The sequence below is a fragment of the Advenella sp. FME57 genome (genome assembly GCF_014897675.1).
Taxonomy (GTDB): domain Bacteria; phylum Pseudomonadota; class Gammaproteobacteria; order Burkholderiales; family Burkholderiaceae_B; genus Advenella.
In genome coordinates this window covers 1-18,382 of sequence record NZ_JABUXU010000003.1, presented here as the reverse complement: position 1 = coordinate 18,382, position 18,382 = coordinate 1, and the positions used below count along the sequence as shown (strand labels likewise).

17 protein-coding genes are annotated in these 18,382 nt (G+C 54.5%); 5 read left to right on the top strand and 12 right to left on the bottom strand.

Going from position 1 to position 18,382, the window contains the following annotated elements:
- Positions 1-6 precede the first annotated feature (6 nt).
- The 4 genes from nrdR to tyrS all read right to left on the bottom strand — a co-directional run bounded on the left by nrdR (position 7) and on the right by tyrS (position 3,853).
- Complete coding sequence (gene nrdR / locus INT32_RS04710; RefSeq protein ID WP_193087589.1) at positions 7-504, bottom strand: transcriptional regulator NrdR; 498 nt, start codon at positions 502-504, stop codon at positions 7-9.
- Positions 505-559: 55 nt separating this feature from the next.
- Positions 560-1,804, bottom strand: coding sequence for a serine hydroxymethyltransferase (gene glyA / locus INT32_RS04705; protein WP_193087588.1), 1,245 nt, complete (start codon positions 1,802-1,804; stop codon positions 560-562).
- Positions 1,805-1,840: 36 nt separating this feature from the next.
- The gene (locus INT32_RS04700) at positions 1,841-2,470 is read right to left on the bottom strand and encodes a YbhB/YbcL family Raf kinase inhibitor-like protein (RefSeq protein WP_193087587.1); all 630 of its coding nucleotides are present in this window, start codon (positions 2,468-2,470) and stop codon (positions 1,841-1,843) included.
- Between the two features lie 153 nt (positions 2,471-2,623).
- Complete coding sequence (tyrS, locus tag INT32_RS04695; protein WP_193087586.1) at positions 2,624-3,853, bottom strand: tyrosine--tRNA ligase; 1,230 nt, start codon at positions 3,851-3,853, stop codon at positions 2,624-2,626.
- A gap of 128 nt (positions 3,854-3,981) precedes the next feature.
- Here tyrS and INT32_RS04690 point away from each other — a divergent pair, with 128 nt between their 5' ends.
- The gene (locus INT32_RS04690) at positions 3,982-5,097 is read left to right on the top strand and encodes an anhydro-N-acetylmuramic acid kinase (protein ID WP_193087585.1); all 1,116 of its coding nucleotides are present in this window, start codon (positions 3,982-3,984) and stop codon (positions 5,095-5,097) included.
- 182 nt (positions 5,098-5,279) lie between these two features.
- Here the strand turns inward: INT32_RS04690 and erpA are convergent, their stop codons facing one another.
- The 7 genes from erpA to pmbA form a co-directional block, all read right to left on the bottom strand.
- Complete coding sequence (gene erpA / locus INT32_RS04685; protein WP_100695285.1) at positions 5,280-5,648, bottom strand: iron-sulfur cluster insertion protein ErpA; 369 nt, start codon at positions 5,646-5,648, stop codon at positions 5,280-5,282.
- A 64-nt stretch (positions 5,649-5,712) separates the two neighbouring features.
- Entirely contained in the window at positions 5,713-6,423 is a 711-nt protein-coding gene (locus INT32_RS04680) for a DUF6776 family protein (RefSeq protein WP_193087584.1), read from the bottom strand.
- Between the two features lie 16 nt (positions 6,424-6,439).
- Positions 6,440-7,495 (bottom strand): N-acetyl-gamma-glutamyl-phosphate reductase, encoded by a 1,056-nt coding sequence (argC, locus tag INT32_RS04675; RefSeq protein WP_193087583.1) that lies wholly within the window; start codon positions 7,493-7,495, stop codon positions 6,440-6,442.
- A gap of 102 nt (positions 7,496-7,597) precedes the next feature.
- Complete coding sequence (gene rpsI, locus INT32_RS04670) at positions 7,598-7,990, bottom strand: 30S ribosomal protein S9 (protein WP_193087582.1); 393 nt, start codon at positions 7,988-7,990, stop codon at positions 7,598-7,600.
- A 3-nt stretch (positions 7,991-7,993) separates the two neighbouring features.
- The gene (rplM, locus tag INT32_RS04665) at positions 7,994-8,428 is read right to left on the bottom strand and encodes a 50S ribosomal protein L13 (RefSeq protein ID WP_193087581.1); all 435 of its coding nucleotides are present in this window, start codon (positions 8,426-8,428) and stop codon (positions 7,994-7,996) included.
- A gap of 581 nt (positions 8,429-9,009) precedes the next feature.
- A complete protein-coding gene (locus INT32_RS04660; protein WP_193087580.1) occupies positions 9,010-10,110 on the bottom strand; it encodes a TRAP transporter substrate-binding protein in 1,101 nt (366 codons plus the stop codon).
- Positions 10,111-10,230: 120 nt separating this feature from the next.
- A complete protein-coding gene (gene pmbA, locus INT32_RS04655) occupies positions 10,231-11,598 on the bottom strand; it encodes a metalloprotease PmbA (RefSeq protein WP_226816527.1) in 1,368 nt (455 codons plus the stop codon).
- 64 nt (positions 11,599-11,662) lie between these two features.
- Between pmbA and yjgA the strand changes: the two genes are divergently transcribed.
- Both yjgA and INT32_RS04645 read left to right on the top strand, forming a co-directional pair.
- Positions 11,663-12,202, top strand: a complete 540-nt coding sequence (yjgA, locus tag INT32_RS04650) for a ribosome biogenesis factor YjgA (RefSeq protein WP_193087579.1) — start codon at positions 11,663-11,665, stop codon at positions 12,200-12,202.
- A complete protein-coding gene (locus INT32_RS04645) occupies positions 12,199-12,894 on the top strand; it encodes an alpha/beta hydrolase (protein WP_370540172.1) in 696 nt (231 codons plus the stop codon). The genes yjgA and INT32_RS04645 overlap by 4 nt, the downstream gene beginning before the upstream one ends.
- A 273-nt stretch (positions 12,895-13,167) precedes the next feature.
- On the opposite strand, the gene INT32_RS04640 is transcribed toward INT32_RS04645, so the two are convergent.
- On the bottom strand, positions 13,168-15,636 hold the full coding sequence (locus INT32_RS04640) for a GNAT family N-acetyltransferase (RefSeq protein WP_193087577.1): 2,469 nt from the start codon (positions 15,634-15,636) through the stop codon (positions 13,168-13,170).
- A 131-nt stretch (positions 15,637-15,767) separates the two neighbouring features.
- Here INT32_RS04640 and gltX point away from each other — a divergent pair, with 131 nt between their 5' ends.
- On the top strand, positions 15,768-17,183 hold the full coding sequence (gene gltX / locus INT32_RS04635; RefSeq protein ID WP_193087576.1) for a glutamate--tRNA ligase: 1,416 nt from the start codon (positions 15,768-15,770) through the stop codon (positions 17,181-17,183).
- 752 nt (positions 17,184-17,935) lie between these two features.
- Positions 17,936-18,382: histone H1-like repetitive region-containing protein (locus tag INT32_RS04630; protein WP_193087575.1), on the top strand; the 447-nt coding region annotated here is incomplete at its 3' end.

Sequence of the window (18,382 nt, the reverse complement as noted above, 5' to 3'; positions counted from 1 at the left end):
AAGCACTCAGGCATTATCGACGGCGTCCGAGCGACCACCATTGTGCGGCTTGACCGGCTTTTGCATTTCCTTGATGGCGTTGACGAACTCTTCGATGTCCTGGAAGCTTTTGTAGACCGAGGCAAACCGTACGTAGGCAACCTGATCCAGCTGCTTGAGCTCGCTCATGACCAGTTCACCGATGTGATCGGTGGAGACTTCTTTTTCCGGATAATTGAGCAGTGATTCCTGGATGCGAGCGACCGCCCGCTCCAGCAATTCGGTACTGACCGGGCGTTTGCGCAATGCCAGACGCAGGCTGGCCTGCAGCTTGGCCGGATCAAACTCGACCCGGGTGCCATTGCGCTTGACTATGGCAGGCATGGCCAGTTCGATACGTTCGTATGTGGTAAAGCGCCGGTCACAGGAAAGACAGCGGCGACGGCGACGAATGGTGTCGCCTTCTTCGGATACCCGCGAGTCCATAACCTGTGTATCGTGGTGTGAACAAAACGGGCATTTCATTTTGCTAAAGTCCTGTGCCGTGCAATAACGTTATTGCGTTGAGATAACGCGCGGTTTATTTGTAAACCGGAAAGCGCGCTGTAAGTTCATTTACTTTAGCACGAACAGCAGCAATGTTTGCCTCATCGTCTGGGTTGTCCAGCACATCGGCAATCAGATTTGCAGTCAGTTCAGCCTCGGCTTCGGTAAAACCACGGGTGGTCATGGCCGGCGTACCCAAGCGAATGCCGCTGGTCACGAACGGTTTTTCCGGATCGTTCGGAATCGCGTTCTTGTTGACGGTGATATGCGCATCTCCCAGGCGTGCTTCGGCGACTTTGCCGGTAATGCCCTTGGCGCGTAGATCCACCAGCATCACGTGGCTTTCGGTCTTGCCGGAAACAATACGCAAGCCACGCTTGACAAGTGTGTCGGCCAGCACCTTGGCATTGGCCACGACCTGCTTTGCATAGTCGGCAAATTCCGGGCTGAGCGCCTCCTTGAATGCCACGGCCTTGCCGGCGATGACATGCATGAGCGGGCCACCCTGAATGCCTGGGAAGATGGCGGAGTTGATGATTTTTTCGTGCTCTGCCTTCATCATGATTACGCCGCCGCGCGGGCCACGCAAGGATTTGTGCGTAGTTGACGTGACAAAATCGGCATAAGGAACCGGGTTCGGATACTGCCCACCGGCAACCAGGCCTGCGTAGTGAGCAATGTCGACCATCAGGTATGCGCCATTGTCATGGGCAATTTTGGCCATGCGCTCAAAATCGATTGTCAGGGAGTACGCAGAAGCGCCAGCCACAATCATTTTGGGCTTGTGTTCTTTGGCCAGTTGCTCAACCTGATCGTAGTTGAGCACTTCGTTTTCGTCCAGCCCGTAAGGGATGAAGTTGTACAGCTTGCCCGATGCATTGACCGATGCGCCATGTGTAAGGTGTCCGCCCTCTGCCAGGCTCATGCCCAACACGGTGTCGCCAGGCTTGAGCACCGCCATGTACACGCCCTGATTGGCCTGTGAACCGGAGTTCGGCTGCACGTTGGCCGCTTCAGCGCTAAACAACTCCTTCAGGCGCCCGATGGCCAGCTCTTCAGCGATATCGACAAATTCGCAGCCACCGTAGTAGCGCTTGCCAGGATAGCCTTCCGCGTACTTGTTGGTCAGTTGCGTGCCCTGCGCCTGCATAACTGCCGGGCTGGTGTAGTTTTCAGAAGCAATCAGTTCGATGTGCTGTTCCTGACGGGTATTTTCTTGTTCGATGGCACTCCAGAGTTCCGGATCTACCTTGTCAAGAGTTAGCGAGCGGTCAAACATAACGTGTCCTATATAAAGCGGGTAATTGGATAAAATTCAAAAGGAAACTTTGGGGTTCAGCGAATATAGCCCCATGATCGTGGCCTGATCCAGCACATGGGGCGCGATGGCCTCGGCCACGTCGGCGCAGGTAAAGCTGCCGGTCAATGGCAATGTATCGATATCCAGCGCATAGACCGTAAAATAATAGCGGTGCACCAGTGCATCATTGAAAGGCGGGCATGGACCGTCATAGCCAAAGTAATCGCCTTTCATATCGTGATCGCCGGCAAACCAGTTGGTAAAGTCGTTAATGCCCTGGCGCATGTCCTTGGCAGCCAGCGGGCCGCTTTTTCCCTTGGGCGTCACACCATTGGAAAATTCACCTTCGGCGATCTCGGTGATGCTCGCTGGAATATCGACCAGCGCCCAATGATAGAAATCAACGCGGGGCAGGCTGGCCGGCACTTCACGGTCGTCCTGATTGACGTCATCGGGCTTGCTGGGTACGTCTTTGTCTACGCACAGGACAACGAATGAACGCGTGCCTTCCGGCGCATCGGTCCAGGCCAGATGTGGGTTTTTGTTGTCCGACAGAATCATGTGCGCCTGCGCATCCGGCTTGGCAAAGGCGTTAACCGGCCCGATTGCTTTTTCGTGTTCAAATGACTGGCTGCTGATTTTCATGACATCCCCTTCAATACAATAAAAACAGATCAAAATGCGCTTGTGGCGCGGATGAACACCAGGCAAGAGTACGATTTTGCCTGCTGTTCCTTTGTTGCCTGAAAAAAAACCGCAATCTGCCACGCTCACAGGGCGGGCAGACATGGCTTCGCGTCAGGCGCTGACGGTGACCCGGGCAAACTTGCGTTTGCCTACCTGGACCACATAGGTGCCGGCCTCCAGCTGCAGATTCTTGTCTTCCACACGCTGGGAGTCGACCCGCACCCCACCCTGCTGTACATTGCGCCCGGCCTCGGTGCCGGAACTGGCCAGACCGGCCTCCTTCAGGATCCGCAGAATACCAAGCGGGCCCGGGCCGAGATTGATTTCGGGCATTTCTTCCGGAATGACGCCATCGCGAAAACGCGCCTCGAAGTTGGCCAGCGCATTGCTGGCCTGCGCTGCGGAGTGAAAACGCGTAATGATTTCCTGCGCCAGTTCCACCTTCACATCGCGCGGGTTTCTGCCCTCTTTGACCTGTTGGGCAAGTGTAGCAATGTCCTGCAGCGACTTAAATGAAAGTAATTCATAATAACGCCACATTAATGTATCGGAGATGGACATAAGCTTGCCGAACATGGAGTCGGGCGTTTCCGTAATACCGATGTAATTATGCTTGGACTTGGACATTTTTTCGACACCGTCCAGGCCTTCGAGCAAAGGCATTGTCAGAATACATTGGGCTGGCTGGCCATATTCCTTTTGCAACTCACGCCCCACCAACAGATTGAACTTCTGGTCTGTTCCGCCCAGCTCCAGATCTGCCTTGAGCGCGACCGAGTCATAGCCCTGCATAAGCGGGTACAGAAATTCATGGACGGAAATGGGAATACCGCCCTTGAAGCGCTTGGTGAAGTCATCGCGTTCCATCATCCGGGCAACCGTGTAGCGGGAAGCCAGCTGAATCATGCCGCGCGCACCCAGCGGATCGCACCACTCGGAGTTGTAGCGCACTTCGGTACGCGACGGGTCCAGCACCTTGCTGGCCTGCTCATAATAGGTTTTGGCGTTGACTTCGATCTGCTCGCGCGTGAGAGGCGGACGGGTCGCATTGCGCCCGCTGGGATCGCCGATCATGGAGGTGAAGTCGCCAATCAGAAAGATAACGTTGTGCCCCATATCCTGAAGCTGGCGCATTTTATTGAGCACCACGGTGTGCCCCAAGTGAATATCGGGAGCGGTGGGATCCAGGCCTAGCTTGATACGCAGCGGCGTACCTGTGTTACGACTGTTTTGCAGCTTGACGGCAAATTCAGACTGAACCAGCAACTCGTCGCAGCCACGCAGCGCTGTTTGCAGGTCGTTTTCCACTTCCGGACTAAGGGGTGATTCGGGTGTTGACATAAATTTCTGATTCCTGGGCGCGGGCAGATGGGTAAAAGAAGGACATTGGCAACAAAACCAAGCCGATAAACGCCCTTTTGCGCATATTTCAATGTTAAATTATACCCTTTTCGGCCAGGCAGATGCTCATGACTCAAGCACAGGAACCCCGCTATTTGATCGGCTTGATGTCCGGCACCAGCACCGATGGCGCCGACGGCGTGCTGGCCGCCTTTTCCGGCACTGACCGTCCGCAAATCGTGGCATCTGCCTCGCGACCCATGCCGACTGCACTCAGAGCGCAATTGCTGGACTTAAATCGTGCCGGCAACAACGAGCTGGAACGTGCCGGCCTTGCCAGTTGCCAATTGGCCGACTTGTATGCCCAGGTGGTGGACGATTTGCTGGCGCAGGCGAATCTGCCCGCCAGCCGGATCGCTGCAATTGGCGCTCACGGACAAACCGTCAGGCATCGCCCCGAACTGGGTTTCACCATTCAGCTCAATGCCCCGGCCCGTCTGGCAGAAAACACCGGTATTGCAGTCGTGGCCGATTTTCGCAGCCGCGATGTCGCTGCCGGCGGTCAGGGCGCGCCCCTGGTGCCGGCCTTTCACGAGGCGATGTTTGCCAGCGAGCAGACAGTAACGGTCCTGAACCTGGGCGGTATTGCAAATATCAGCATCTTGCGTTCGAGCCAGGATGTGACCGGCTTTGATACCGGACCGGCCAATGTGTTGCTGGATATGTGGTGTTTGGCCCATACCGGCGAATCATACGACAAGGACGGCGCGTGGTCGGCCGGCGGCACCGTGCACCAACCCCTTCTTGACGCCCTCATTGAAGGCGAACCCTGGCTGGCATTGCCACCACCCAAATCCACAGGGCGCGATCTTTTCAACCACACCTGGCTACAAACGCGGCTTGCCGGGTTTGAGGCAATTGCGCCGCAGGATGTGCAGGCGACATTGCGGGCCTTTACGGCAGAAACCGTAGCCCAGGCCATTGGCCGCCATGCCGCCGACAGCCAGACACTGATTGTGTGCGGAGGCGGAACCGGTAACCGGGCCCTGCTTGAGGATCTGCAGTCCCGCCTGCCCGGCGTGCAACTGAGTACCAGCGATGCCCATGGCATTGCCTCGCAGTCTATGGAGGCGCTGGCCTTTGCCTGGCTGGCCCATGCCTTTTTGTCCGGTCACTCTGCCGGCACGCCATCGGTGACCGGCGCCCGCAGAAAAACCATACTGGGCTGCCTGTACCCGGCTTAGACGCGAGCCAACCCCAGGCGACAGGCCAATAAAAAATCCGGCGCCCCAAAAAAAAGGGAGCCGGATTTGTCTGACGGGCGCAGTGCAAGGAGACACCTTTTGGATATTCCTCTTGGCCATGCCTTTAAGGGATATTTTTTAGGCATTCCTCTTGCGAACACCGCGCAATCGTATATTCGCGTTTAAACCGAAAACGAAGAGCCGCAGCCGCAGGTTGTGGTCGCGTTCGGGTTACGGATCACAAATTGTGAGCCCTCGATATCTTCCTTGTAATCGATCTCGGCACCAACCAGATACTGAAAGCTCATTGGATCAACCAGCAGTTGCACGCCGCTTTTGTCGATCGTGGTATCGTCTTCGTTTATCACTTCGTCAAACGTGAAGCCATACTGGAAGCCGGAACAGCCGCCGCCCTGCACGAACACGCGCAGTTTGAGCTCGGGGTTGCCTTCTTCGATAAGCAGGTCCTTGACCTTTGTGGCTGCCGCTTCGGTAAAAAGCAACGGGGTGGGAGGGGCTTGCAGATCGACAGATTCGAGAACAGTACTCATTTTTAGACTCCTGGTGGGATACAGCCACCGTTAGCAGAAATTCATTTTACCATATGGCGCAATATCAGGGAGACAGTTCGGCGGTGCGCGACGCACGCACCGTCTTTCCCTCAAGTACGCGCATGGTGATTTTTTTGGGCACAAAGCCCTCTGGAAACATCAATAGACCCTGGATTCGCTGAATAGTTTCAAAATCCAGCTTTAATATTGGGGCCGGGGCTTGTATTTTCAAGTCGGTAACGGCTGGAATGCTGTCCGAACCCGTACTGGCGTGCTCAACTGTGTCCGGAATCAGATCTACAGTGGCCGCCTCACCCTTTAAGGTGCCGGTCGCCGTAAATTTGAGCTCACCCTTAAATACCGTACCGGCCTGGGCCTGCCGGGACACCAGCACCTTGAAGCGGACACGGCGTCCTTCCACGACCGCATCGAAGCCGCGCACACTGATCGCGCCCTGAGGGCCGGCCGGCACCAGCTCATCATAAAAGGACAGCTGCGCGGAGGTGCGCGACAGGTCATCCTGCAATTTTTTGACCTGACTTTCGTACTCCGCGATCGTCGCCCGATCCATGGTCATCTGCGTCTCGGAAATATCCAGGCGACTTTGCAGCTCCGTCAGCTTGATTTTCTCCTGCATCAGCGCATGAGACAATTGCTCGGACAACTGGGTCCTCTGACTGAACATTTCACGCTGCATCATATTATGCGTGTAATAATACGCAGCACTGCCCCCCAAAGAGACACCAACCAGAAACAGAAAGCCGCGCGCGATCATGGACATATCCGTCAGATCAGGGAAGAATGGCTACGCCGCCCAGACCTGCCTGTTCAGGCAGCCCGAAAAGCAGATTCATGTTCTGTACGGCCTGACCAGCGGCACCCTTGACCAGATTGTCCTGAACCACAATGATAATGAGCTGATTGCCATTATCTGGGCGACTCACGGCAATTCGCAAGGTGTTTGAAGCCCGTACCGATCTGGTTTCGGGCTGGCTGCCTGCCGGCATCACGTCCACGAACCGCTCGTTGGCGTAGCGAGACTCGTACAGCGCCTGGAAATCCGTATCCAGTGCGTCATCCTTGATGGTGACATAAATGGTGGACAGCATACCGCGAATCATGGGAACCAGATGAGGAACGAAGGTAAGTTTGACCGCTTCGCCTGCCAGCGCAGTGAGTTGCTCGGTAATTTCCGGGTGATGTCTGTGTCCGGCTACGCCGTATGCCTTGAAGTTGTCGCCCGCTTCGGAAAACAGGGTGCTCACTTCAGCCTTGCGCCCGGCGCCCGAGACACCTGATTTGCAATCGGCAATAATATTGCCGGTATGCACCAGTTTTTTCTCCAGCAGCGGCGCCAGACCCAGAATGACCGTAGTGGGATAGCAACCCGGATTGCCAATGACTTGCGCACCGGTAATATTGTCCCGATTCAATTCAACCAGCCCGTAAGCACTCTGCTTCAGAATATCAGGACAGCTGTGCGGCATTTTGTACCATTTTTCAAATACAGCCGTATCTTGCAGGCGAAAATCTGCAGCCAGATCAATGACCTTGACGCCGGCATCCATAAGTTCACGCGCCTGCGCCATGGCCACACCGTGGGGCGTCGCAAAAAACACCACATCACATTCGGTCAACGCAGCGTTTTCAGGCGTTGAAAAAGCCAGATCAACATGACCACGCAGATTGGGAAACATGGCCGAAACCGGCATGCCTTCCTCTTTGCGCGAGGTGATGGCGTGCAACCGGACATTCGGATGAGCGGACAGCAGACGCAACAGCTCTACTCCGGTGTAACCTGTACCACCAACAATACCAACTTTGACAGTTGAAGAGGAAGAAGCCATTGTGTTTGTATCCATTGAATGATTAAGCGCAGAAAAACTATTATAAAGAATCCAAAAGAAAAAGGCCGCAAAAGCGGCCTTTTCGACATGTAGCGAAACAAATTAGCGTTTGCTGAACTGCTTCCGACGACGCGCCTTGTGGAAACCCACTTTCTTACGTTCAACTTCACGGGCGTCACGTGTTACAAAGCCGGCTTTTGACAGCGCGGGCTTGAGTGTAGCATCATAGTCCATGAGCGCACGGGTAATACCGTGACGCACCGCACCAGCCTGGCCGCTTTCGCCGCCACCGTGTACGTTGATGTGAAAATCAAAAGATTCAACCATCTCTGTGAGCACCAGGGGCTGGCGAACAACCATGCGACCTGTTTCACGAGCAAAATACTGGTCAACAGGTTTACCGTTGACAACAATATTACCTGTACCTTTTTTCAGAAACACACGGGCAACTGACGTTTTACGACGGCCCGTTCCATAATTCCAATTACCGATCATGATTTATCCTTTGAATTCCAGCGTTTTAGGCTGCTGGGCAGTATGAGGATGCTCGGCACCCGCGTACACCTTGAGCTTCTTGATCATGGCGTAACCCAGGGGGCCTTTTGGCAGCATGCCCTTAACGGCTTTTTCAATCGCACGACCGGGGAAACGCTCTTGCATTTTCCGAAAGTTTGTTTCGTAGATGCCGCCAGGATAGCCAGAGTGACGGAAGTATTTTTTGTCTTCCGATTTGGCGCCTGTTACAACGATATCAGCTGCGTTAATAATGACGATGTAATCGCCGGTGTCAACGTGAGGGGTAAATTCCGGTTTATGTTTACCGCGCAAACGGCGTGCAACTTCGCTGGCTACACGACCAAGGACTTTGCCTTTTGCATCAATAACATACCAGTCACGTTTGACTTCATGGGGCTTGGCCACAAAGGTCTTCATGATGTATTCCTAAATTTTGAGTTTGAAGCGGATCACTACCGGGGGCACACGGTTTAACACCCGTAAAACGGATAAAGGTGGCGCCGGCGATCGTAATCCGACGGGTTACCTGATTCGCCTGAACGTTATAAACAAGGGAAATAAGCAGCAACGCACCAAAAGATACAATGACTGTAAATTACCCTGCGACAGTGCAAAAACACAGATAAGCCCGTGATATTAACATGCAAAAAACTTTTTTTCAAATAAAACAATGAAATAGAGGTAACGACGCCCTGTCGTGCCGGTTTTTTTCGGGATTTGTCTCCTGGCTGCGACAGTCGCCAAGGGACGCCCGTTTTGCCCTTGTCTGCCCTGCGCCAATCCGCCCTAATACCCCAGCGCAAGTGATGCCGAGCAAAGTATCTGGAAGCAATCCCTGGAAGTAGCCCGAAAATAGCCTTTGTGAGCAACCAGCGCAAGCAACCCAAGGCAAGTAAGACAGAACCGGCATCATAAATAAAGCCATGCCCTCTTATAGCGAGAACATGGCTCGATTTGCTGCTTACTCCCTGCAACAGCCGCAGGGCGATGACACCAACTTACTTGCGCGCCTGCGATATGGCATGCGCGACGTAGCGAGTATAGGAGCCTTCGACGACGTTAAACCAGGGGATCAAATCGTCACGATAGGCCATGTAGTCGGTCAGGATGGCCTTGAAGGTCTCGTCCTTATCCGAATATTTCTTGTAAATTTCAGCCGTGGCCTTGAAAGAAGCGTCCATCATTTCTTTCGGGAACTCCTTGAGCACGGCGCCATTGGCGATCAGGCGACGCAATGCGCCCGGGTTCATGGAATCGTACATGGCCATCATTTCGGTGTGAGCCCGAATCACGGTAGACTCCAGAATCGCCTGATAGTGCTTGGGAAGCTTTTCAAAGGCATCTTTGTTGAAATAGGCCGAGACCTGCGCGCCACCTTCCCAGAACCCCGGATAGTAGTAATATTTGGCCACTTTGTTAAAGCCGAGTTTTTCATCGTCCAGCGGACCGACAAATTCAACGGCATCCAGCGTGCCTTTTTCCAGCGACGGATAGATATCGCCACCGGCAATTTGTTGGGGAACGACACCCAGCTTGGCCAGCACTTCGCCCGCCAGGCCGGCAGTACGCATTTTCAGTCCCTTGAGGTCATCCAGAGACTTAATTTCCTTGCGGAACCAGCCGCCCATTTGCGTGCCGGTATTGCCCAGGGGGTAGTTGACGATATTGGCCTTGCCAAACAGATCGCGCATCAGTTTTTTGCCGTTGCCCTCGAGCATCCAGGCATTCAACTGACGGGCATTCAGGCCAAAGGGGACCGCCGTATCGAAACAAAATGACGGATTTTTGCCTAAATAGTAATAGCCACAAGTGTGCCCGGCCTGGATAGTGCCATTGGACACGGCGTCCAACACCTGCAAGGCCGGCACAATTTCGCCTGCTGGAAACAAATCAATCTGCAAATTGCCGTCTGTGGCTTCTTTGACGTATTTTGTAAAACGGTCAGCGGAACCGAACAGCGCGACCAGGCTGCGAGGAAAGCTGGACGCCATGCGCCATTTGACCGCGGGATTTTCCTGGGCAATGACCGGGACGGCAATAACGCCCGTGCTGGCCACAGCGCCCAAGCCTGCTTTTTTGAGGAAGGAACGACGTTGCATAATGGCTACTCCGAAGTATTTCGTTATTCTTGGAAAAAAATTTAACCCGCTAAATATACACGCACTATGCCCATTTACATAGCGCGTTACAGCCGATTAAGTACTTTCCCTGTGGTCGGATTACTGCCCGGCGATCGCCATTGAATCAATCAGGATCGAACCTGTGGTTTTCGAACCCCGTGTGATCACATCGCTGCCGACACCGACAATATTCAGGAATATATCCCTGAGATTGCCGGCAATCGTAAATTCGGTGATCGCATGCTGGATTTCGCCATTTTCCACCCAGTAGCCGAAAGCGCCCCGGGAATAGTCGCCAGTGACATAGTTCACCCCCTGGCCGATCAGCTCGGTCACCAGGATGCCGGTGCCCATTTTTTTGAGCATGGCCGGCAGATCATCGGTGCGACGGGTCAGCGAAGAGCTCAGCAGCAGGTTGTGCGAGCCACCGGCGTTACCGGTGGTGCGCATGCCCAGTTTACGTGCCGTATAGGTTGACAGCAGGTAGCCATTGAGTGTGCCGTCGGTCAGCAACTGGCGCGCACGCGTCTGGACGCCTTCATCATCAAAGGCAGAACTGCCCAGCGCACCTTTGATGAATGGATTCTCACTGATCTGCAGATGGTCGGCCATGACCTGCTTACCCAGCGAATCGAGCAAAAACGTGGATTTGCGATACAGCGCCCCGCCACTGATGGCCTGCGTCAGTGCGCCAAGCAGGCCCAGCGCGAGCGGCGCTTCGAACAGCACCGGGTATTTGCCGGTGCCGATACGCCGCGCCGACAGTCGCGACAGGGCCCGCTGCGCGGCATACACCCCGATATCAGTCCCTTTGGCCAGCCTCTCGGGGTAGCGATCAGAGGTATACCAATAGTCGCGGTGCATATTGTTGCCCTTACCGGCAATAGCCGTGACCGACATGCCGTGGCGGGAGTAAGGATAGCCTCCCATAAACCCGCGCGAGTTGGCCAGCACGAACCGACCCTGATAGGTATCGACCCCAGCGCCTTCAGAATTGGTAATCTGCTTGCTGTAGTCCAGTGCAGCGGCTTCGGCTTCGATAGCCAGCTCGGCCGCCTCTTCCGATGAAATACTCCAGGGGCGGTGCAACTCCAGATCGGGCTGCTCGACAGCCAGATCCGCTTCGTCGGGCAGACCCGCAGCTTCATCGTTTGCCGTGTACTTGGCGATATTCCAGGCAGCCTGGACCGTTTCGCGGATCGCGGCGGCCGACAGGTCAGAGGTCGACGCCGACCCACGCGCGTTGCCGGCGTAGACGGTCACGCCCAGCGAGCGGTCCTGTGTTTTTTCAACGGTTTCAATATTGCCCTTGCGCACCGACACAGACAAACCGCCTGATTCGGACACTTCGGCAGCGGCATCGCTGGCGCCCTGTTTTTTGGCATGGGACAGCGCCAGTTGAACAAGTTCTTCAAAGTCGGGTTGGGTATGGGGCATGGAGGTTTTCGGATTCAATCGGGAATTCATTATGACGGCTTCACATTAGGCGGTTATCATACTGACATATTAACCATTTTATTGACAGCGATGTATGCAGAATGCAGATCAGAGCGATGACGGACCGCTTTATGACCGTCCCAGCAAATCCCAGGTAAAGCGCGAATTGCTTGCCATACTGGAATTGGGCAAGCAGGTGGTAGAGTTGCCAATGGAAAAAGTCAAGCAACTGGATCTGGACGAAAAAACGCTTGAAGCCATTCGCACGGCGCAAAAAACCACTGGGCGCGAAGGCCGGCGCAGGCAGATTCATTATGTTGGCAAGCTGCTGCGCACCGCCGATACAGCCGCCATTGCAAAAAAAATGGACGAATGGGAACACGGCTCGCGTGAACAGACCGCAAACATGCACCGCATGGAAACGCTGCGCGATCGTTTGATTGACGAAGACGAAGCCCTGACTCGCCTGTTGAATGACTACCCCCAGGCCGATGCGCAGGCCCTGCGCGCCCTGATTCGCGGCGCACGCCGCGAACGCGAGCAGAACGCAGCACTTCCAGCCGGGCACGAAACACAGCGCAAACATTATCGGGCCCTTTTTCAGGCCATCAAGCTTTTGCTGACCAAGGAATGAATCGAATGGAACAATTACTGGACTGCGTGCAAATCGAACACGGCAGCGACAAGACTGCTGCGCCCACTCATTCTGTCATCTGGATGCATGGGCTGGGCGCCGATGCCAATGATTTTGTGCCGGTCATTCCCGAACTGCGCCTGCCCGCCGACAGGCGCATCCGTTTTGTGTTTCCGAATGCGCCGGTGCGTCCCGTTACCATTAACAACCAAATGCCGATGCGCGCGTGGTATGACATCATCGCGCTGAGCAATGTCAGTCGTGATGTCGACGAATCCGGTCTGCGCACTTCCCAGGCTGCCATTGAAGCGCTGATCAGACGGGAAAACGAACGCGGCGTGCCCACTGAAAACATTATTCTTGCCGGGTTCTCCCAAGGCTGCGCGATGGCCTATCAAACCGGCTTGCGCTCACAAGAGAAACTGGCTGGCCTGATCTGCCTGTCGGGCTATCTGCCCATGGCGGACAAAAGCGTTGCTGAACATAACACTGCACATCTTGACATGCCAATTTTCATCGCGCATGGCACCTATGACCCGGTCGTCGATATCAGCTTTGCCCAGCAAACACGCGAGTGGCTGCTGGCAAACAATTACAGCAATACCGAATGGCGTACCTACCCCATGGCGCACTCGGTCAATCTGGATGAGATCAACGATATCTCGGCATTTCTGCAAAAGATCACGCAATAATATTTTTTGCCTGCCCCGGGCCGCCGCGCATTTTCCTGCAGGAAAAAAAATTGCCGTCAATAAATTTTATTGACGGCAATTTGGTAATACATAGCGGCGCGCACCCCTATTTCTGGTTCATCATTGTCCGACTCATGTGTCATTTCAATTGTCATGACTGATGCAGTCAATTGCCAGCGCCGGCAATATATGGCCTTCCCGTTCACAGCCCGACGAGACTGCCGCTTGTATCTGCAATCGAGATCTACACAACAACATGCGGCCAGGCTGGGGTCAGGCCTGTTCCGCCATGGTCAGCGGCAACCAGACCCGGCGCATAGATGGATCTTCCGCATCTTCTTCGTTGATGAAACCCAGAGAAGTCATCAGATGCAACATGGGTCGATTGCTCGAGAGCACCACGCCTTCGAGATAGTTCAGTTGCTGCTGGCGGGCAGCCATGATAAGCGCCTGCATCAGGCTGCTTCCGAGACCGCGTTTTTGCCATTGGTCGCTGATGACCAGGGCATATTCCGCACCCACACCATCGGCATTGCGCAGGTAATGCGCCAGCCCGATAATGATCTCTTGTGGTAAGCCGCGGTTGGCAGGATTCGGAATTTGCGTGGTGGCCACCAGGGCGAGTTCACGATGATAGTCCACATACGTGTAGCGCGTAAGCATCTTGGGCGTGAGTTCACGCATCATGGACACAAAACGCATATAGCGTGATTTCTCGGAAAGTCCGCGAATGAACTCCTGCAACGCATCGGCATCCTCGGGGCGGATGGGTCGCAACACCCAGGGCGAGCCGTCTGCAAAAACACGATCCTGCACCAAGTGCGTTGGATAGGGATAAATCGCCATATGACTGAAGCCGGTTTTCTGCGGGATCTGCGCAGGCAGCGACTTGGCCACCCGGATGCGGATTTCGCGGACATGCAGGTCCCGATAGCCAAGGATGATCGGATCCAACTCCATTGACTCAATAGCGGGCAACTCGCTGACCATTTCGCTGATGGTTTCCAGCAACCCCTGCAACCTGCGCAGAATTTGCGGCTCGACATAAGACTGCAGTTCCTGGCGCCAGACCCGACTGCGCTCGATCAGTTTGCCAGCCAGATTCAGGTTCAGCGGCGGCAGATCCACGCCCCGATCAGAGGCGGAAAAGCGAACCATATGCCCGCCCTCTCCGAACCAGATCCACGGCCCGAAAATCGGATCGCGACTAACGCGGATCATGACAGAGGGAACATCATCCAGCGTACTGAATCGCTCATCTTCTTCGTCAGGCTCCCAGCGTACGTTCGGGTGAAAGCATTCGACCAGCCCAATGCATTGTTCACGGGTAAGCTCGCTCGCAGTCGCACTGCTGGCCGTCTCCAGAATCGCGCGTGCCTGCTCAAGTTCAGCCGGCCGCTGCCCAGAATGCACATAACGGGTTTGCAGCAGCAGTTGCTGGTTATAGTGGTACGAAGTGAGCGACAAAACGGCACTGAGCGCCGTTTCGGGCGTGCGAAAGGCAGGCATGCCCGCCTGATCAAGCAGCCGGCGCAGGGGGCGCATTTTGGCTTCTCCCAGCAGGCAGGTCACGATCGGCTTGTGTGCGCCAGGTGCAAATGCGGCCAACGCCTTGACCACTTGCTGCATATCGCAAAATTCGTCTGGCGCCAGAATGACCATGACGGCATCGACCTGGCTATCTGCTATCAGGCACCGCAAGCCATCGATCAGCGCTTCGGGCGTCAGGGGCACATACGGAATGACCGGATTATCGACTAGCGTGCTGACGCCAAAAATTTCACTCAGGCACTTGACCGTACTCTGCGTGAGAGGCGCCATGGACATGGAACTGTCGGCGGGAATGGCATCCTGCACCAATTGCGCCGAAGCGCGACCATTGGCGAGCATGGCAATTTTGCCGCCGCGGGGCCTTCTGGCATACGACATGGCCTTGATTGCCGCAAACAGCTCGACAAAATAATTCACGCGAATTGCGCCAGCGCGCCTGAGCGCGGCATCCAGCACCACGTCGCTGCCGGACAGTTCCGGGTCTGCACGACCGGCACGCAATACAATCACCGGCTTCACACTGGATGCGGCGCGCAAAGCGCTGATCAGCTCCCTGCCCGAGGTGAGTTTGTCCAGGTACAACGCGATACTGTCGGTGCGCGCATCAGTTGCCAGATACTCGACCAGTTCGGGCAGATCGACATCGGTCACTTCTCCCAGCGATACGGCAGCAGACAATCCCAGGTTGACATCTTCGGCCCAGTCGATAATCGAACGCAACAGCATTCGCGATTGTGATATCACGGCAATCCGGCCTGCGCGCGGCTGCATCTGCGCCAGACTCAGGTTCAGATTCAGATGCGGGCGATAAATGCCGAAGGCGCGCGGCCCCAGCAGCATGACCCCATGCTCTGTGCACCAATCCTGGATCAAATCACGGGTGTCCTGCGGGGCTTGGTCAACCACCTGGCCAGGCAACAACAGAATGGCGCGCGGCGGCGCCACCGCCATTTGCTGCAAAACGGCAGCCAACAGTCCGGACCGGACACATACCACAGCAAGATCACGGCCAGGCGTCATCTCCCAATGCTGCAGTTGCTGCTGCGCCGAACTCAAGTCTTCAGGCAGCGGCAGCAGATCGGTAGCTGCCTTCAGGTAGGCGGGAACCTGTGTGAAAACGGCAAGCTCGGTGTCGGCGATGACACATAGCGAGCGTGGTTCAAAAAATGCCGCGAGTCGGTGACGCAACATACATCCTCTTGGAGTTGAATGATTTGAACGGGCCAGATCTTTTTATATAAACAGCTGATTCGTTTGCTCTGGTCATTCATAACATTTTAAACTGACTCTCTTCTGATTTATCCAATTGCCGAGCAATCACAATGAATACGTCCCAATCTGCCCCGACAGCAGTTCGCACCCGGTTCGCGCCCTCTCCTACCGGTTATCTTCACCTGGGGGGTGCACGCACCGCCCTGTTTTCCTGGGCCTTTGCCCGCCATCACAACGGCACATTCGTTCTGCGTGTCGAAGATACCGACGTGCAGCGCTCTACACCAGAAGCGGTACAGGCTATTCTGGACGGCATGAAATGGCTGTCACTGGATGCAGACGAAGGCCCCTTCTACCAGATGCAGCGAATCGATCGTTATAAGCAGGTGCTGGCATCCATGCTGGAAGCAGGTACTGCCTACTACTGCTACAGCAGCCCGCAAGAAGTGGAGCATATGCGCGAGACAGCCAAGGCGCAGGGGCGCAAGCCAAAATATGACGGCACCTGGCGACCTGAGCCTGGCAAAACTCTGCCACCCGTGCCGGAAGGACGCAAGCCGGTTGTCAGGTTCCGCAATCCGCAGGAAGGCGCGGTGACCTGGAACGATATGCTCAAAGGCCCCATTTCAATCGACAATGCCGAGCTAGACGATCTGATCATCGCCCGCCCGGATGGCACGCCGACCTACAACTTCTGTGTGGTGGTAGACGATCACGACATGCAAATCACTCATGTGATCCGCGGAGATGACCACGTCAATAACACGCCCCGCCAGATCAATATTCTGAAAGCGCTGGGCGCAACGGTGCCCGAGTATGGGCATCTGCCGATGATTCTTGGCCCCGATGGCCAGAAACTGTCCAAGCGCCACGGCGCAGTCAGCGTCATGGAATATGATGCACAGGGCTATTTGCCCGAAGCCATGATCAACTATCTGGCCCGATTGGGATGGAGTCACGGCGACCAGGAACTGTTCACACGCGAACAGTTCGTGCAATGGTTCGACACTCGTAATCTGTCCAAGTCTGCCGCGCAATGGGACCCTAAAAAACTCAATTGGGTAAACGCGCACTACATCAGGGAACTGGCCGACGACGCATTGGTCGCCCATGTTGCGCCGCGCATTGCCGCGCGCGGTGGCACCACTGCAGGCCTGGATCTGGCAGCCATTTTGAATTTGTTCCGTGATCGGGCAGAGACTCTTGAACAGCTGGCCGATAACGCGATGCTCTTTTGCGCCCCATATCAGCCGGCTGACCCACAACTTGCCGCTACCGTGCTGACCGAAGACGCACGCGCAACGCTAAAGAAGTTCGCCGCTGCAGCTGCCGCGCTCAACTCATGGGATGCACCTGCTCTGGCTGCACTGGTCAAACAGTTTCTGGCCGACAACGGTTTGAAAATGCCACAGCTTGGTATCCCATTGCGCGTTGCCGTCACGGGCCAAAAACAGACGCCTGCCATTGATGCGGTTCTGGCCATTCTAGGTCGCGATCTCGTTCTGCAACGGCTTGACCAGGTTTAACGATCGCCGCAAATCCGGCAGGTTGATGTAATGCCGAAAGAAAAAAACGCTGCTTCATTCGCAGCGTTTTTTCTTTTGTGCGCGCATCTTGTTGTGAAAATGTTGGTTTTTAACAAAATCTCTCACGGTAACCAATCAAACGCTTTTGCTGTTTGACCAAGGCCATGTCTGGCAACCGTGAAAACAGTCGCACAAACCGGGTCGAAGCAGGACAATTGAGCGAGCATGAATACCGCGCCCACAATGCCTGTTCGCACGCAATGCGTTCTGGAAATTTACGCGCGAGGCGCAAAGCGTTGTAAACATTGGCTTTGCGAAACACTATCTGCATTTTTAAAAAATCGGATGAAGACAATGCACCATCCGATACGAGCTGATCATGCACTTTCAATTGCGATTCAAGAACACAGTTGAAATCGAAATTTGCGATTTGAAAAATCACCACGCATGTGCAAGATGAAAATTTCAGATGAATACAAAACACCTGATCAACCGTCCCGAGAGCTAAATAAATTGAGTTAAGCCAATAATATCAATAAGAAATTCTTTCGTTATACGACGTTATGCGTTACCCTTACGCTTATGATGGAATTTGAATTCATTTCATCAGATCCATTTGAGATGTTTCGCACACAGCGTGGGGAACATATCAAATGGTAGTTAAGCCAAGCTCTTTCGTTGCTTGTCTTGAATTATATCTACGTAGATGTATTTTTAATTTGTGATTAGGACCCTTTCTAAGGAGCAATATCATGGCTACTACCGCCAAGAAAGCTGTAAAGAAAGCTGCAGCCAAACCTGCAGCCAAGAAAGCAGTTGCCAAAAAGGCCCCTGCCAAGAAAGCAGTTGTGAAGAAAACACCTGCCAAAAAAGTCGTTGCTAAAAAAGTCGTTGCTAAAAAAGCAGTCGCTAAAAAAGCAGTTGCCAAAAAAGCACCAGCCAAGAAAGCTGTTGCCAAAAAGGTCGTAGCTAAAAAAGCACCTGCCAAGAAAGCCGTTGCTAAAAAGACAGTCGCTAAAAAAGCACCAGCCAGGAAAGCCGTTGCCAAAAAAGCAGTTGCCAAAAAAGCGCCCGCCAAGAAAGCTGTTGCCAAAAAGGCCGTAGCTAAAAAAGCGCCAGCCAGGAAAGCCGTTGCCAAAAAGGCCGTAGCTAAAAAAGCACCTGCCAAGAAAGCCGTTGCTAAAAAAGCCGTCGCCAAA

Bases quoted from the DNA above. Each gene is read 5' to 3' on its own strand.
- nrdR (WP_193087589.1), bottom strand. From the start codon at position 504: ATGAAATGCCCGTTTTGTTCACACCACGATACACAGGTTATGGACTCG.
- glyA (WP_193087588.1), bottom strand. From the start codon at position 1,804: ATGTTTGACCGCTCGCTAACTCTTGACAAGGTAGATCCGGAACTCTGG.
- INT32_RS04700 (WP_193087587.1), bottom strand. From the start codon at position 2,470: ATGAAAATCAGCAGCCAGTCATTTGAACACGAAAAAGCAATCGGGCCG.
- tyrS (WP_193087586.1), bottom strand. From the start codon at position 3,853: ATGTCAACACCCGAATCACCCCTTAGTCCGGAAGTGGAAAACGACCTG.
- INT32_RS04690 (WP_193087585.1), top strand. From the start codon at position 3,982: ATGACTCAAGCACAGGAACCCCGCTATTTGATCGGCTTGATGTCCGGC.
- erpA (WP_100695285.1), bottom strand. From the start codon at position 5,648: ATGAGTACTGTTCTCGAATCTGTCGATCTGCAAGCCCCTCCCACCCCG.
- INT32_RS04680 (WP_193087584.1), bottom strand. From the start codon at position 6,423: ATGATCGCGCGCGGCTTTCTGTTTCTGGTTGGTGTCTCTTTGGGGGGC.
- argC (WP_193087583.1), bottom strand. From the start codon at position 7,495: ATGGCTTCTTCCTCTTCAACTGTCAAAGTTGGTATTGTTGGTGGTACA.
- rpsI (WP_193087582.1), bottom strand. From the start codon at position 7,990: ATGATCGGTAATTGGAATTATGGAACGGGCCGTCGTAAAACGTCAGTT.
- rplM (WP_193087581.1), bottom strand. From the start codon at position 8,428: ATGAAGACCTTTGTGGCCAAGCCCCATGAAGTCAAACGTGACTGGTAT.
- INT32_RS04660 (WP_193087580.1), bottom strand. From the start codon at position 10,110: ATGCAACGTCGTTCCTTCCTCAAAAAAGCAGGCTTGGGCGCTGTGGCC.
- pmbA (WP_226816527.1), bottom strand. From the start codon at position 11,598: ATGAATTCCCGATTGAATCCGAAAACCTCCATGCCCCATACCCAACCC.
- yjgA (WP_193087579.1), top strand. From the start codon at position 11,663: ATGCAGAATGCAGATCAGAGCGATGACGGACCGCTTTATGACCGTCCC.
- INT32_RS04645 (WP_370540172.1), top strand. From the start codon at position 12,199: ATGAATCGAATGGAACAATTACTGGACTGCGTGCAAATCGAACACGGC.
- INT32_RS04640 (WP_193087577.1), bottom strand. From the start codon at position 15,636: ATGTTGCGTCACCGACTCGCGGCATTTTTTGAACCACGCTCGCTATGT.
- gltX (WP_193087576.1), top strand. From the start codon at position 15,768: ATGAATACGTCCCAATCTGCCCCGACAGCAGTTCGCACCCGGTTCGCG.